The following is a 14,904-nucleotide window of genomic DNA, read 5'->3' on the forward strand; positions in this document are numbered from 1 at the left end:
TAGGATACTTTGTGCTTAGGGCACATGTTTTTTACCAACATTACATAGAACGGAGGCCTTCCCTGTGAATAAGAAATCAGTTAGAGATATGGATGTAAAAGGCAAGCGAGTTTTTTGTCGAGTTGATTTTAACGTTCCAATGCAAGATGGTCAGGTAACTGATGAGACTCGTATTCGTGCAGCATTACCAACAATTGAGTACCTTCGTAAAGAAGGGGCAAAGGTCATTTTAGCGAGTCACCTTGGTCGTCCGAAAGGTAAAGCTGTGGATGAGCTTCGTTTAGATCCAGTTGCTAAGCGTTTAGGCGAACATTTAGGTATCGAAGTTCGCAAAACAAATGAAGCATACGGTCCAGAGGTTGAACAAACCATCTCAGAGATGAACGAAGGCGATGTTCTTTTACTTGAAAACGTTCGTTTTTACCCTGGAGAAGAAAAGAATGATCCAGAGCTAGCAAAACAATTTGCATCACTTGCTGATGTGTATGTAAATGACGCGTTCGGTGCCGCTCACCGTGCACATGCTTCAACAGCTGGGATTGCTGAACACATACCAGCAGTAGCAGGTTTCTTAATGGAAAAAGAAATCGAAGTATTAGGTAAAGCACTTTCTAACCCAGAGCGTCCTTTCACTGCAATTATTGGTGGTGCGAAAGTTAAGGACAAAATTGGTGTTATCGAAAACCTTCTAGAAAAAGTAGATAACTTAATCATTGGTGGAGGACTTGCTTATACATTCGTAAAAGCTCAAGGTCACGAAATCGGTAAATCACTTTTAGAGGAAGATAAGATTGATCTTGCTACTCAATTCATGAACAAAGCAAAAGAAAAAGGCGTTAATTTCTATATGCCTGTTGATGTAAAAGTTGCAGACGACTTTTCAAATGATGCTAACACTAAAATTGTTTCAATCGAAGAGATTCCTAGCGATTGGGAAGCACTTGATATTGGACCAAAAACAGCTGAACTATACAGAGATGTTATCCTAAACTCTAAACTTGTCATTTGGAACGGACCAATGGGTGTATTTGAATTAGATGCATTCGCTAACGGAACAAAAGCCGTTGGTCAAGCACTAGCTGATGCTACTAATACATACTCAATTATTGGTGGCGGTGACTCTGCAGCAGCAGTTGAGAAATTCGGCCTAGCTGATAAAATGAGCCACATCTCAACTGGTGGTGGAGCTTCACTAGAATTCATGGAAGGTAAAGAGCTTCCAGGAGTCGTATTACTTAACGATAAATAAAAAAATGAGTGCAACTAGTTTTCAATGTCTAGTTCCAGGCGCTTCGGCTCTCGGGTCTAAGCCAATCGCTTCGGAAGGTAAAAAGACACCTTCTGTCAGCGCTCGTCTTATGCTTGTTACCTAAGGCTGTGCGCCGTGCACTTTTCTAATCGAAAGGGATGGTGAACATGAGAAAGCCAATCATTGCAGGAAACTGGAAAATGAATAAGGTTCTTTCTGAAGCAGTTCATTTTGTAGAAGAAATTAATGGTCTAATTCCATCACCAGAAAAGGTTGATTCTGTTGTTTGTGCGCCAGCACTATTTTTAGAGCGCCTAGTTGCAAACGTAAAAGCAGGAAACTATGACCTTAAAATTGGTGCGCAAAATATGCACTTTGAAGAAAGCGGAGCATTTACAGGAGAAATCAGCCCTGTAGCTTTAAAGGATCTAGGTGTCGACTATGTCATCCTTGGTCACTCTGAGCGCCGTGAAATGTTCGCTGAAACTGATGAGACAGTGAATCAAAAAACACTTGCAGCATTTGCTCATGGATTAGTCCCAATCGTATGCTGTGGTGAAACATTAGAGCAACGTGAAGCAGGCCAAACAAATGACTTAGTTGGAACACAAATTCAAAAGGCATTAGCAGGTCTTACAGCTGAACAAGCGAAAGAAGTTGTCATTGCCTATGAACCAATCTGGGCAATCGGAACAGGTAAATCTTCTTCAGCAGAAGATGCTAACAAAGTTTGTGCACATATCCGTAAAGTAGTAGCTGAACAATTCTCTGCTGATGTAGCAGATGCTGTTCGCATTCAATACGGCGGAAGTGTTAAACCAGAAAACATTAAAGAATACATGGCACAACCAGATATTGATGGTGCTCTAGTTGGTGGAGCTAGTCTTGATGCTTCCTCTTTTGTTAAGCTTTTGGAGGCGCAGAAGTAATGAGTAAATCTCCAGTTGCACTAATCATTTTAGATGGTTTTGCTTTTCGCGATGAAGTAAAAGGAAATGCAGTTGCTCAAGCAAACAAACCAAATTTTGATCGTTTTTGGAACCAATACCCACACGCTACTTTACAGGCAAGTGGCGAGGCTGTTGGTTTACCAGAAGGCCAAATGGGGAATTCAGAGGTAGGACACTTAAATATCGGTGCAGGCCGAGTTGTTTACCAAAGTTTAACTCGTGTTAATGTTGCGATTCGCGATCATGAATTTGAGCAAAACGAAACATTCCTTGATGCGATGAAACATGTAAAGGAAAATGGAACTGCCCTCCACCTATTCGGTTTATTATCAGATGGCGGTGTACATAGTCACATTGATCATCTATTTGCATTGTTACGACTTGCTGCATCAGAAGGCGTTGAAAAAGTATATATTCATGGCTTTTTAGATGGAAGAGACGTGGGTCCTCAAACCGCGAGAATCTATCTAGAACAGCTTGATGAAAAAATAAAAGAATACGGTGTTGGTGAAATCGCAACCTTGTCTGGCCGTTATTATTCAATGGACCGTGACAAACGTTGGGAGCGCGTTGAAAAGTCATACCGTTCAATGGTTTACGGAGAAGGTCCAACATATAAAAATGCATTTGAACTTGTCGATGATTCCTATGCAAATGGCATTTACGATGAATTCGTTCTACCATCTGTCATTGTAAAAGAAGATGGTTCACCAGTTGCAACGATTCAAGACAATGATGCTGTGATCTTTTATAACTTTAGACCAGACCGTGCCATCCAAATTTCAAATACGTTTACAAATGAAGACTTCCGTTCATTTGATCGTGGACCAAAGCATCCAAACAAGCTATTCTTTGTGTGCTTAACTCACTTCAGTGAAAGTGTAGATGGATACGTGGCATTCAAACCAACGAATCTCGATAACACTTTAGGGGAAGTACTTTCACAAAATGGTTTAAAACAGCTTCGCATTGCGGAAACTGAAAAATATCCTCACGTTACTTTCTTTATGAGTGGTGGACGTGAAAAGGAATTCCCTGGTGAAACTCGTATTTTAATTAACTCACCAAAAGTGGCAACTTATGACCTTAAGCCAGAAATGAGTGCTTATGAGGTAAGGGATGCACTTTTACAAGAAATTGCAGATGATAAGCATGACGCAATTATCTTAAACTTTGCAAACCCAGATATGGTGGGTCACTCAGGCTTACTTGAGCCTACAATTAAAGCCATTGAAGTAGTAGATGAGTGCTTAGGAGAAGTGGTTGATGCCATTATTGCAAAAGGTGGAGCAGCCATCATTACAGCAGACCATGGTAACTCGGATGAAGTTGTGACCCTTGAAGGCAATCCAATGACAGCACATACTACGAATCCAGTACCTGTGATTGTAACAAAAGAAGGCTTAGGATTACGAGAAGACGGAATCCTAGGAGACTTAGCACCAACCATGCTAGACTTACTAGGTATACAAAAATCAGCTGAAATGACTGGAAACAGCTTACTTAAGAAATAAGGGTAACTGATTAAGTTTTAAAAGAACGACCTAATAAACTATTTTTTAATCGAAAAGGAGAGATTTTATTATGTCAATTATCATAGATGTATACGCTCGTGAAGTATTAGATTCTCGTGGGAATCCAACAGTTGAAGTTGAAGTTTATACTGAGTCCGGCGCATTCGGCCGTGCTTTAGTACCAAGTGGTGCATCAACTGGTGAATATGAAGCAGTTGAGCTTCGTGATGGCGACAAGAGCCGTTACCTTGGAAAAGGTGTACAAACTGCTGTAAACAATGTTAATGAAATCATTGCTGCAGAAATTATCGGATTCGACGTAACTGATCAAGTTGCAATCGACCGTGCATTAATTGAGCTTGATGGCACAGAAAACAAAGGTAAATTAGGTGCAAACGCCATTCTTGGTGTATCTATGGCAGCAGCTCGTGCAGCAGCTGACTTCCTTGAAATTCCTTTATACCAATACCTTGGTGGATTCAACTCAAAAACTCTTCCAGTACCAATGATGAACATCATCAACGGTGGAGAGCATGCGGATAACAACGTTGACATCCAAGAATTCATGGTTATGCCTGTTGGTGCAGAAAGCTTCAAAGAAGCACTTCGCATGGGTGCAGAAATTTTCCACAACCTAAAAGCAGTTTTACAAGCAAAAGGCTTAAACACAGCTGTAGGTGATGAAGGTGGATTCGCTCCTAACCTAGGTTCTAACGAAGAAGCGCTACAAACAATCGTAGAAGCAATTGAAAAAGCTGGATACAAGCCAGGCGAGCAAGTACGTCTTGCAATGGATGCAGCATCTTCTGAGTTCTACAACAAAGAAGACGGTAAATACCATCTTAAAGGAGAAGGTAAAGTTCTTTCTTCTGAAGAAATGGTTGCATTCTACGAAGACCTTGTTTCGAAATACCCAATCATCTCAATTGAAGATGGTTTAGACGAAAACGACTGGGAAGGTCACAAGCTTCTAACTGAGCGCCTAGGTAAAAAAGTTCAGTTAGTTGGTGACGATCTATTCGTTACAAATACAAAGAAACTTTCTGAAGGTATTGAAAGAGGCGTAGGTAACTCAATCCTTATCAAAGTAAACCAAATCGGTACACTAACAGAAACATTTGATGCAATCGAAATGGCAAAACGCGCAGGCTACACTGCAGTTATCTCTCACCGTTCTGGTGAAACAGAAGACAGCACAATTGCTGACATCGCAGTTGCTACAAACGCTGGCCAAATCAAGACTGGTGCTCCATCACGTACTGACCGTGTTGCGAAATACAACCAATTGCTACGTATTGAAGACAATCTTGGTGAAACAGCTCAATACAACGGCTTAGCATCTTTCTATAACTTAAGAGGTTAATCTTATAAAAGGAAAACGACAAGCTTAGTGGCTTGTCGTTTTTTTTTGCTGAATTGTGGTTTCGCGGTTAAACACACAACCCTGAGAGCGTAAAGAGGTATGGATTATCCTAGAACTTTCCAGATTAGTGCCCGCAAAGAACATAAAGAGGACCGGTGTTTCCTAGAACCTTCCAGACTCGAACCCGCAAAGAACATAAAGAGGATCAGTGTTTCCTAGAACTTTCCAGATTCGTACCCGCAAAGAACATAAAGAGGACTGCATTTTCCTAAAAATCCCCAGATTCGCACTCGTTAAGCACGAATAAAGATGAAGAATCTCCCCAAAACATGGAGCACGACTTCTAACTACTTTTCTTTCTTCGGCTGCTGCTTCTTCTGCTTATCTTGCTGTGTATTCTCACCTAAATAAATTGTTTTGTGTTTTTTCTGTTCTTTTACCATTTCATCAAAATCCCAGTTGATCACTTATCATCATCCCTTTCAAGGTAGTCAACCTTAATATGGACGTTAACAGCCCAAATCATGAAGTGAATCCTTGGAAAAAACTACGACATATTGTAGTTCCATATATTAGGTTTGAAAAAAATGTAAAGTCAGAAAATGCAGTATTGTCCACTTTGTATTTTTATGGTACATTTATACTAACGTCATATGCGTTCTCGTTCAGGAGGTGTAGTTTTATATGTTGCATGGAGTATTTGTTACATTATTAGTAATCGTATGTATCGCGTTGATCGTAGTGGTCTTATTACAATCCGGTAAAAGCGCAGGTCTATCTGGAGCTATCTCTGGTGGTGCTGAGCAGTTATTCGGAAAGCAAAAGGCTCGTGGACTTGACGCAGTTTTACACCGAATTACAGTTGTCTTAGCGGTATTATTCTTTGTTCTTACAATTGCAGTATCATACCTTGAACTATAAAACTATTCAAAAGTAGGTTAGACAGTAGATGTCTAGCCTTTTTTATTGCGTATAAAAAGGTCTTTCATGTACGATAGTAGAATACCGAAAAAATGCGCAAAATAAACATATTGGATGTCGAAAAATAATAATTCAAAAATTCGACGAATCTGAAGCAAGAAGGTCAAGGAACTAGCTGCTTGAGGACCGGAGTGAGGCGACTACATAGAATATTCTTCCATGCAGCCTTGTGCTGAGGAATTTACATTCTAGAATGAACGAGTAGACGCAAGCACATATACAAGGTACTCGTTCCATCTTTGGTTAAAATCTTGCAGAGATTCGCAGCTTATCATTTGGCGAATTTTTGAATACCATCATAAAGGAGTTATACATAATGAAGATCAAACTACCTCAACCTTTCCTATTTGAAGGTGGAGAAAAGGCTGTTTTATTACTACATGGTTTTACAGGAAATTCGGCAGATGTTCGAATGCTCGGCCGTTTCCTTGAAAATAGAGGCTATACCTGTCATGCACCCATATACAAAGGACATGGTGTTCCACCGGAAGAATTAGTCCATACCGGTCCCGAGGATTGGTGGAAAGACGTCATGAATGGCTATCAGCTTTTAAAAGACAAAGGCTACGAAAATATTGCTGTTGCAGGATTGTCACTTGGTGGGGTATTTTCGTTAAAATTGGGATACACTGTACCTATAAAAGGGATAGTGACGATGTGTGCGCCTATGTATCTAAAAAGCGAAGAGGTCATGTATGAGGGTGTTGTTGAGTATGCACGGGAATATAAGCGATTTGAAGGGAAATCACCTGAACAAATCGAGCAAGAAATTGAAGAATTTAAGAAGACCCCGATGAATACGTTAAAAGCATTGCAAAACCTAATCGCAGAAGTGCGGGATAATGTCGATATGATTTATTCGCCTACTTTTGTTGCACAGGCTCGTCATGACAAAATGATAAATCCTGATAGTGCGAATATTATATATGAAGCAGTTGAAAATGATTTTAAAAAGATTAAATGGTACGAAGAGTCAGGACATGTCATTACCCTAGACAAAGAACGTGACCAACTGCATGAGGATGTGTATGCATTTTTAGAGCAGTTAGATTGGTAACGGGAGGGAAAAAAATGGAACAAGATATCCAAAAACATATTAATCAATTATTGGACTTTATGAAGGAAGAAGCCTACAAGCCATTAACTGTTCAGGAACTTGAGGAGGCTTTCGGAATTAAAGGTTCGGAGGATTTTAAGGACTTTGTCAAAGCTCTTGTGGTAATGGAAGAACAGGGCTTAGTCGTTCGAACTCGAAGTAATCGCTACGGTCTTCCGGAAAAAATGAACCTTGTTAGAGGAACTCTTACTGGGCATGCGAAAGGTTTTGCATTTGTGATGCCGGAAGATAAGACAATGGATGATGTATTTATTCCACCAAATGAATTAAAGAATGCAATGCATGGTGATACCGTTCTTGTTCGAATAAGCACGGAGTCTTCTGGTCAACGCAAAGAAGGCACCATTGTTCGGATTATTGAACGCGGCGTGAAAACAATTGTAGGTACATATACGGAAAGTAAAAGCTTTGGATTCGTTATTCCTGATGATAAAAAAATTGCCAATGACATCTTCATTCCGAAGCAGGCATCACATGGTGCAATTGAGGGACATAAGGTTGTCGTCAAGCTTGTCACATATCCTGAAGGGAGAATGAGTGCGGAAGGAGAAGTAGTTGAAATTTTAGGTCATAAAAATGACCCTGGAATCGATATTCTTTCGGTTATTCATAAGCATGGCCTTCCACAGGAATTTCCAAGGGATGTATTAGAACAGGCAAACAATACACCAGATACGATCGATCCAAAAGATCTCGAAGATCGACGCGATTTACGAAATGAAGTTATAGTTACTATCGATGGTGCCGATGCTAAAGACTTAGATGACGCTGTAACAGTTACAAAGCTTGAGAATGGCAATTACAAGCTAGGTGTGCATATTGCTGACGTTACCCATTATGTAACAGAAGGTTCGCCTATTGATAAGGAAGCGAGTGACCGCGGAACTAGTATTTATCTTGTCGATCGCGTGATTCCGATGATTCCACATCGTTTATCCAATGGGATTTGTTCATTAAATCCAAAGGTTGATCGTCTAACATTATCATGTGAGATGGAGGTTGACCAAAACGGTGCTGTTGTTAAACATGATATTTTCCAAAGTGTTATTAAAACGACGGAACGGATGACGTATTCGGATGTAAACAGCATTCTTGTAGACAAAGACGAAGAACTAAGAACACGTTATGAGCCACTCGTTCCTATGTTTGAAGATATGGAACAACTTGCTACAATTCTTCGTGAAAAACGAATGAAACGTGGCGCGATTGACTTTGATTTTAAAGAAGCAAAGGTTCTTGTGAACGAAGAAGGCGCACCATATGATGTCGTCTTAAGGGAGCGTTCCGTGGGTGAACGATTAATTGAAGAGTTCATGCTACTTGCAAACGAAACAGTTGCTGAGCATTTCCATTGGATGAATGTGCCGTTTATTTACCGAATTCACGAGGATCCTAATGAAGAGAAGTTAAGACGTTTCTTAGAATTCATTACGAACTTTGGCTATCTTGTAAGAGGAGCTGGAAATTCAATTCATCCTCGTGCATTACAGGAAGTCATTGAAGCAGTTCAGGGTAAACCTGAGGAAATGGTTGTTTCAACCGTCATGTTGCGTTCAATGAAACAAGCAAAATACGATCCAGAAAGCGTGGGTCACTTTGGATTATCAACTGATTTTTATACACATTTCACGTCGCCAATTCGACGTTATCCAGACTTAATCGTTCATCGATTGATCCGTACCTATTTAATTCAAGGAAAGCTAGACAATGCCACTCAGGATAAATGGAAGGAAAAACTTCCGGATATTGCTGAGCATTCCTCCAATATGGAACGTCGTGCAGTTGAAGCTGAACGTGAAACAGATAGCATGAAAAAAGCAGAGTACATGATGGATAAAATCGGTGAGGAATACGATGGCATCATAAGTTCTGTTACAAACTTTGGAATGTTTGTTGAGCTTCCAAATACAATTGAAGGACTCGTTCACGTAAGTTATTTAACAGATGACTATTACCGGTATGACGAAAGAAGTTACGCGATGATTGGAGAACGGACCGGGAATGTATTCCGCATAGGTGATGAAATTACGGTTCGTGTTATCAACGTAAATAAGGATGAGCGTTCTGTTGACTTTGAGGTTGTCGGCATGAAAGGAAGCCGTCGCAAGTTTTCGAAGGAACAACCTACGATTATTAAATCCGAAAAAAGAAGAGGTCGATCTAGTTCGAATGATGACAAGAAGAGCGACCGTAATAACGATGGCGAATGGTCAACTCGCAAACCACGTAAGAAAAAGAAGAATTTTGATAATGTACCTTCTCAGAAAAATAAGAAACGCAAGAAGAGAAGATAACCTAAAGTACTCCACAAGTGTGGAGTGCTTTTTTATGCTGGGCTTTTGAATAGTGTTTGTTTAATTTAATAGGTGGTGGATTCATGGCATGGATGTATTTCTATGCTAAAAAGGCAATTAGTAAGCAACAGACTCAGGGGTGTGGGTCCATGAATTATTTTATGTTATTGAGTCGAGCCCTTGCCTTGTGATGTTGTCCAATTTTTGTTAAAATATAAGGTACCGTGTTAAGGGGGAAATCAATATGCCAAAAGGTGCAGGCAAGGTAATCGCACAAAACAAAAAAGCCAATCATGATTATTTTATTGAAGAAACCTATGAAACAGGAATTGTTCTTCAAGGGACAGAAATTAAGTCTCTTCGAAATGGCAGAGCCAATTTGAAGGATTCATATGCCCGTGTTCATAACGGTGAAGTATTCCTGTACAACATGCATATTAGCCCTTATGAGCAAGGTAACCGATATAATCATGAACCGCTGCGTACACGTAAGCTTCTACTTCATAAAAAAGAGATTAACAAACTAATTGGTCTTACAAAGGAAGAAGGCTATGCGCTTGTTCCAATTAAAATCTATTTAAAAAATGGGTATGCAAAGCTTTTATTAGGTCTTGGTAAAGGTAAGAAAAAGTACGACAAACGTGAAGATCTGAAGAAAAAAGAAGCGAAACGTGACATCGAACGTGCTTTCAGAGAACGACAAAAGATGTAACTTTATTCAGCAGTAGTTTACAAACTCTAATTTATTGATAGATGAATCAAAAGTCTAACGAATAATCAAAGTTACGGCATAACTGAATAAAGTTAGCCTCCGGCGGATGCCACAGATTTTTTAAATATAATTTTTCGAGCGTGCTCGAAAAAAATCTGGGCGCAATACACCACAGATGTGTATTTGATTCACGTAACTTACAATAACTTACAATTGAAATTGTAAGTACATGTGCTATAATAAGACATGTGGTTGACAATTGAATAGTCAACGAAAGCAAAAACACTTCATCCGAAACACCCAGATAACTGGTGATTAAGTTCATCATTATCATTTAAGAATGTTTGGCGAATTAGAAGCAAGAAGGTCAAGGAAGCGAAGTGAGTGAGAACCGGAGCGTATTAGACATACGTGAGGATTTGAACGAGCAAGCTGACGAAGAGATTCGCCGCTTATCATTCGACATATGGGGACGCTACGGATTCGACAGGGGTAGTTTGAGCTTAAGTTGCGAGTCGAGGGGATCGGCCTCGTTAAAACGTCAACGCCTATAACTGGCAAAGAAAACAACAACTTCGCTTTAGCTGCTTAATAACAGTCTATAGCGGTTCCTCCCTCCATCGCCCATGTGGTAGGGTCAGGGACTCACTTTAAGTGGGCTACGCCGGAGTTCGCCGTCTGAGGACGAAGGAAGAGAACAACCAGACTAGCTGCTTGGAAGCCTGTCGATAGGCTGAAAAGTTAGCGAAATGCTAATATATCGACTACACTCGTAGAAGCTTAAGTGCCAATATCTTTGGACGTGGGTTCGATTAGTAATTAGTCGCCTTATGTGGTAACACATAAGTGATAATCCGGCTTTATCGGTGAAACCTAAGTCGTACTTGATGCGATAAGGCAATGCCGAGCGGTATGTAGAGTAATCTAACAGCCGTGTATCGACTTATAGGCTGCCATGAATCATGGTAGTACTAGGATGCGAAATCCTACCTGACTAGGTACAAATTATATTTCGCATAATACGCCGGAGGACCTGATAACTTCTTCAGGTTCAAGATATAGTCAGTGCCATGACGAAAGCATGGAATAGCACGTCCCACCGTCTCCACCAAATACATATACTTGGTGGTTAAATACGATGTTACTTTAAGCATAAAAATGTCACTATTACATCCTTATGCTTGAAACACGATGTGACAATATTATGCTTAAAATATCTAGTTGAGTTTGTGTGATTGAACCATAATCTTGCCGTTTTGGCAAAGTATGCTTCAAAAAACTTTCGGCAAACCTATGCTTTAAATATGTAAGAACTGTAGAAACTAACCTTCTATAGTTCTTTTTATTTTAACATTAATTATCTAAACAACTTATATTTAATGTTAGTAAAGGACAACGATTCTAACTAATTGAACCATTTCCTTTGTAGTTTAATTTATCGAAGTATTAGACATGTTCTATTTTTAGGCGAATTTCTTATTTTCTTTTAGCTTATAAAGAATATAGTTGATGTTATCATTCCACATTTCGTTAAACTTACTGACCATTCTTTAGCAGTTTTTTTATCTTTTGAAATAATTACTATCTTCATTTTTCATTTCCGCACTATAGCTGAAATTATAAAAACCACTAATAATAATTTCTTCATCAATGATCATGTTTTTTAAGGAACTAACAGCAATTCAGGAATTTAGGTCATTAGTCAATTTGACGATAGCAGAGATGGCAAATGGTGAATTTGATGTGTTTGTACTACCTACAAAATGGGGTCATCAAGGGGTAAGGGTTACAAAAACGGGAAAGAAGAAATAATTGTAGAAGCATTGAAAGAATTTGAAGTTAAAAATAGTGTGAAAATAGATTGAGGACTTCCCTATCTCTTATTGAGGTAGGTCTTTTATTTTTTTGTAGGAGTTATGTTTTACTTATAGAATCTGTACATACTTTTCCAAAAAAGTTATAACACATTTTTGTTGTGTATTTTAGGAGAAACTATATGTTGAAACATAAAAGTTTTTTGTAAGGAAAATAAGGTGAATATTGTCATGGGATAGTTCCAGTGTTGCCATCTTTTTGAGCCACCTCTGCCATAAAAATGACCCACTACTGACATAAAGAGTACCATTGCCTAGAAAAAGCCCTACAGGGCCAATTTTATATCTGCAGGGCCTTTCTTAATAAAACCTTAATTAAACCTTTTATTGAAATACCCCATAATTATTTTTCTTGAGCCCTTATAAATATCCTGCTCAGTCCAGATCTGGGGGAATGGTTATCTAATAGATTTGTCTTTAGTTCCTCAGGGAATCGGCACCAGTGCTTGTATCCAGTCTTATAATAATAATCCTCTATTTTCATTAGGTCATCTCTCGTTATATTAGTCATATCAAGCTTGTCCACCTAATCCATGACGCTCTCGCATGGATATTTCACCATCTATCAAAATTTGATAAGAGTCATGGACAATGCGATCTAAAATTGCGTCAGCTAGAGTACCTTCTCCAATCTTTTCATGCCACCCTCTAGGGTCAAATTGGGAACAAAATATTGTAGAACCTTGTTGGTGTCTAGCTTCTACAATCTCCAAGAGATCCCTAGCTTCACTTTCCCTTAATGGTGTAAGAAGCCATTCATCAAGGATGAGTAAATCGACTTTTTTATATTTTTTCACTACCTTGCGGTAAACACCTTCTCCTCTTGCGATAGAGAGTTCATCTAATAAATCTGGCAATCTAGTATATTGAACTTTGTAGAATTGGCGACAAGCTGCAATGCCAAATGCACAAGCTAGATATGTCTTTCCATTTCCTGAAGCCCCTTTAAGAATGATATTGTGGTGGTCCTCAATATATTGTCCAGAGGCTAGGCGAAGAATTTGTGACTTATCTAGCTTTCTATCTGGGTGATATTCGATATCTTCAATAGAAGCCTGCGTGTCACGCAATTCCGCACTTTTAATCAATCGTTCTAGTTTACTATTTTGTCTGCGGGTCCATTCCAAATCAACAAGTATTCCAAAACGGTCTTCAAAAGATAGGTCTTGATAATCAGGGTTTTTTAACTGCTCTACATACATCTCTGCCATGGCAGACATTCTCATTTCGTTTAATTTAGTTAATGTGCTTTCATTTGTCATTGTTCTTACCTCCATAATATTCGGATCCACGAGTGAATCCATAATCATTTGTCTGCTTTTCCTTTTTTGGATCTTTTGTTTCTTTCGATTCAGATAGTTTATCTTGTCCAGTCTTTAATATCGTTTGTATACTTTTAAGTGTAGGTCTTGGAGTATAAGATAGAGCTCTTTCACACGCTTTTTCAACACGCTCTATAGAATGCCTATCTGACAGTTTTATTAATCCAAGACAGGATTTCAGGGCTTGTTTTTCCACTTTATAAGAAGCTAGTATACTCTTAACCGTGGCTAGTGTACTTTCACCTGCAGAGGTTGCCCAATCCAAAACATACTCTTTATTGAATTCAAGAAATTGTTTGTGTTCCTTTGGCATATGATCTGGAATAGTAATTGACTGTCCGAGTTTACCAGTGAGTTTTTTATGGGATGCAATTCGAAAATTTTTATAAAAAACCTCCACAATGGTTCTCGTTACACGAACATCTACACGACGTTGGATATAATCATAAGGAACAGAATAAGACATATTGTCTACATTTATGTGATAATCATATTGTACGGTCGCCTTTAGCCAAGTGGCCATCTCGTACGGGGAAACAGGCAACGGCATTAGCGCAAACTTTTCTTCTTCTGTAAAGGCTGTATGCCTGTTCCCCTTTTTCTTTTGAAATGGTTTTGTATTAAATTCTTGAAGCTTTTCTTTAATAGCTTCATTTAGTTCCGCCAGAGAGAAAAATTTCTGGTTTCGTAGTGAAGCAATAATCCAAGTTGATATATCTCCAACTGCCCCTTCAGCACTCGGTTTATCCTTTGGATGACGTACACGTGCTGGAATAATCGTTGTTTGATAATGTTCAGCCATCTCTTGATAGGTTGGATTAATGATAGGCTCAGATCGAGAGGCTTTGATTACCCCAGTCTTTAAATTATCAGGAACAATAATCCGAGGTACACCACCAAAAAATTGTAGGGCGTGAATATGGGCTGTAATCCAATTTTCGGTGTCCATAGATAAGAAACCCTCTACATAAGCGTACTGACTACACGATAGGGCAGAGACGAATATATAGACAGGAATATCTTCGCCAGTCAAATTATCTGTTAGACTCATAGTTTGACCAGCCCAATCCACTTCCAGCTGTTCGCCTGGCTTACGTTTAATACGCATAGTTGCTTTTGTTTTCCTAGCGTAATCATGATAGAAACGGCAAAACTGCCTATAGCTATAGGGGATTTCATCACTCGCCCTACAACTTAAACAATACTCATCCCACAGGAGAGCTAAGTTCACTCCCGGCTTAGCTAATTCCTTATGGATGTGTTCACAATCTGGTTTTCTCCTGAAATTAGATGCTTCATGCTTTTCTGGAAACAGAAGTTCTTGAAGATCGCTATCTGTCATATCCTCCTCGAATGGCCAAGAAATATTTAACTTTTGAGCCCTTTTAACTACCTCTCTAATTGTATTTCTCGAGTTGGCACAACTAGAAGCGATCCCCCTTTGACTTACTCCTTGGGCATGTAGCCTAAGGATTTCTCGGTATTTAACCACAAAAAAACCTCCTATATAATAGATTTGCACAGCATA

The 14,904-nt window shown here is 39.2% G+C and carries 10 protein-coding genes and 1 other RNA gene; 9 read left to right on the top strand and 2 right to left on the bottom strand.

From position 1 onward, the window contains the following. Nucleotides 1–64: 64 nt before the first annotated feature. The 9 genes from NST91_RS05625 (at nucleotide 65) to ssrA (ending at nucleotide 10,995) form a co-directional block, all read left to right on the top strand. A complete protein-coding gene (locus NST91_RS05625; RefSeq protein ID WP_341330362.1) occupies nucleotides 65–1,249 on the top strand; it encodes a phosphoglycerate kinase in 1,185 nt (394 codons plus the stop codon). Between the two features lie 167 nt (nucleotides 1,250–1,416). Further along, nucleotides 1,417–2,178, top strand: a complete 762-nt coding sequence (gene tpiA / locus NST91_RS05630; RefSeq protein WP_341330363.1) for a triose-phosphate isomerase — start codon at nucleotides 1,417–1,419, stop codon at nucleotides 2,176–2,178. Next, a complete protein-coding gene (gene gpmI / locus NST91_RS05635) occupies nucleotides 2,178–3,713 on the top strand; it encodes a 2,3-bisphosphoglycerate-independent phosphoglycerate mutase (protein WP_121446320.1) in 1,536 nt (511 codons plus the stop codon). Before tpiA ends, gpmI begins: the two co-directional genes overlap by 1 nt. A gap of 70 nt (nucleotides 3,714–3,783) precedes the next feature. Beyond that, on the top strand, nucleotides 3,784–5,076 hold the full coding sequence (gene eno / locus NST91_RS05640) for a phosphopyruvate hydratase (RefSeq protein WP_099352520.1): 1,293 nt from the start codon (nucleotides 3,784–3,786) through the stop codon (nucleotides 5,074–5,076). A gap of 687 nt (nucleotides 5,077–5,763) precedes the next feature. Next, on the top strand, nucleotides 5,764–5,997 hold the full coding sequence (secG, locus tag NST91_RS05645) for a preprotein translocase subunit SecG (RefSeq protein ID WP_341333490.1): 234 nt from the start codon (nucleotides 5,764–5,766) through the stop codon (nucleotides 5,995–5,997). Between the two features lie 376 nt (nucleotides 5,998–6,373). Then, complete coding sequence (locus tag NST91_RS05650) at nucleotides 6,374–7,114, top strand: alpha/beta hydrolase (protein ID WP_341330364.1); 741 nt, start codon at nucleotides 6,374–6,376, stop codon at nucleotides 7,112–7,114. Nucleotides 7,115–7,128: 14 nt separating this feature from the next. Continuing rightward, nucleotides 7,129–9,468: a ribonuclease R gene (gene rnr, locus NST91_RS05655; RefSeq protein ID WP_341330365.1), complete on the top strand. Its 2,340-nt coding sequence runs from the start codon at nucleotides 7,129–7,131 to the stop codon at nucleotides 9,466–9,468. Between the two features lie 244 nt (nucleotides 9,469–9,712). Further along, nucleotides 9,713–10,180: an SsrA-binding protein SmpB gene (smpB, locus tag NST91_RS05660; protein ID WP_099361583.1), complete on the top strand. Its 468-nt coding sequence runs from the start codon at nucleotides 9,713–9,715 to the stop codon at nucleotides 10,178–10,180. Nucleotides 10,181–10,656: 476 nt separating this feature from the next. After that, nucleotides 10,657–10,995: a transfer-messenger RNA gene (gene ssrA, locus NST91_RS05665) on the top strand. 1,571 nt (nucleotides 10,996–12,566) lie between these two features. On the opposite strand, the gene istB is transcribed toward ssrA, so the two are convergent. Beyond that, the gene (gene istB, locus NST91_RS05670; RefSeq protein WP_341330072.1) at nucleotides 12,567–13,316 is read right to left on the bottom strand and encodes an IS21-like element helper ATPase IstB; all 750 of its coding nucleotides are present in this window, start codon (nucleotides 13,314–13,316) and stop codon (nucleotides 12,567–12,569) included. After that, on the bottom strand, nucleotides 13,306–14,868 hold the full coding sequence (istA, locus tag NST91_RS05675; RefSeq protein WP_341330073.1) for an IS21 family transposase: 1,563 nt from the start codon (nucleotides 14,866–14,868) through the stop codon (nucleotides 13,306–13,308). Before istA ends, istB begins: the two co-directional genes overlap by 11 nt. Nucleotides 14,869–14,904 lie beyond the last annotated feature (36 nt).

This window comes from Ferdinandcohnia sp. FSL W7-1320 (assembly GCF_038050315.1).
GTDB lineage: Bacteria > Bacillota > Bacilli > Bacillales > Bacillaceae_L > Ferdinandcohnia > Ferdinandcohnia aciditolerans.

What these genes read in the sequence shown, in the direction of transcription:
- tpiA (WP_341330363.1), top strand. Translation starts at nt 1,417, where the DNA reads ATGAGAAAGCCAATCATTGCAGGAAACTGGAAAATGAATAAGGTTCTT.
- gpmI (WP_121446320.1), top strand. Translation starts at nt 2,178, where the DNA reads ATGAGTAAATCTCCAGTTGCACTAATCATTTTAGATGGTTTTGCTTTT.
- eno (WP_099352520.1), top strand. Translation starts at nt 3,784, where the DNA reads ATGTCAATTATCATAGATGTATACGCTCGTGAAGTATTAGATTCTCGT.
- NST91_RS05650 (WP_341330364.1), top strand. Translation starts at nt 6,374, where the DNA reads ATGAAGATCAAACTACCTCAACCTTTCCTATTTGAAGGTGGAGAAAAG.
- rnr (WP_341330365.1), top strand. Translation starts at nt 7,129, where the DNA reads ATGGAACAAGATATCCAAAAACATATTAATCAATTATTGGACTTTATG.
- smpB (WP_099361583.1), top strand. Translation starts at nt 9,713, where the DNA reads ATGCCAAAAGGTGCAGGCAAGGTAATCGCACAAAACAAAAAAGCCAAT.
- istB (WP_341330072.1), bottom strand. Translation starts at nt 13,316, where the DNA reads ATGACAAATGAAAGCACATTAACTAAATTAAACGAAATGAGAATGTCT.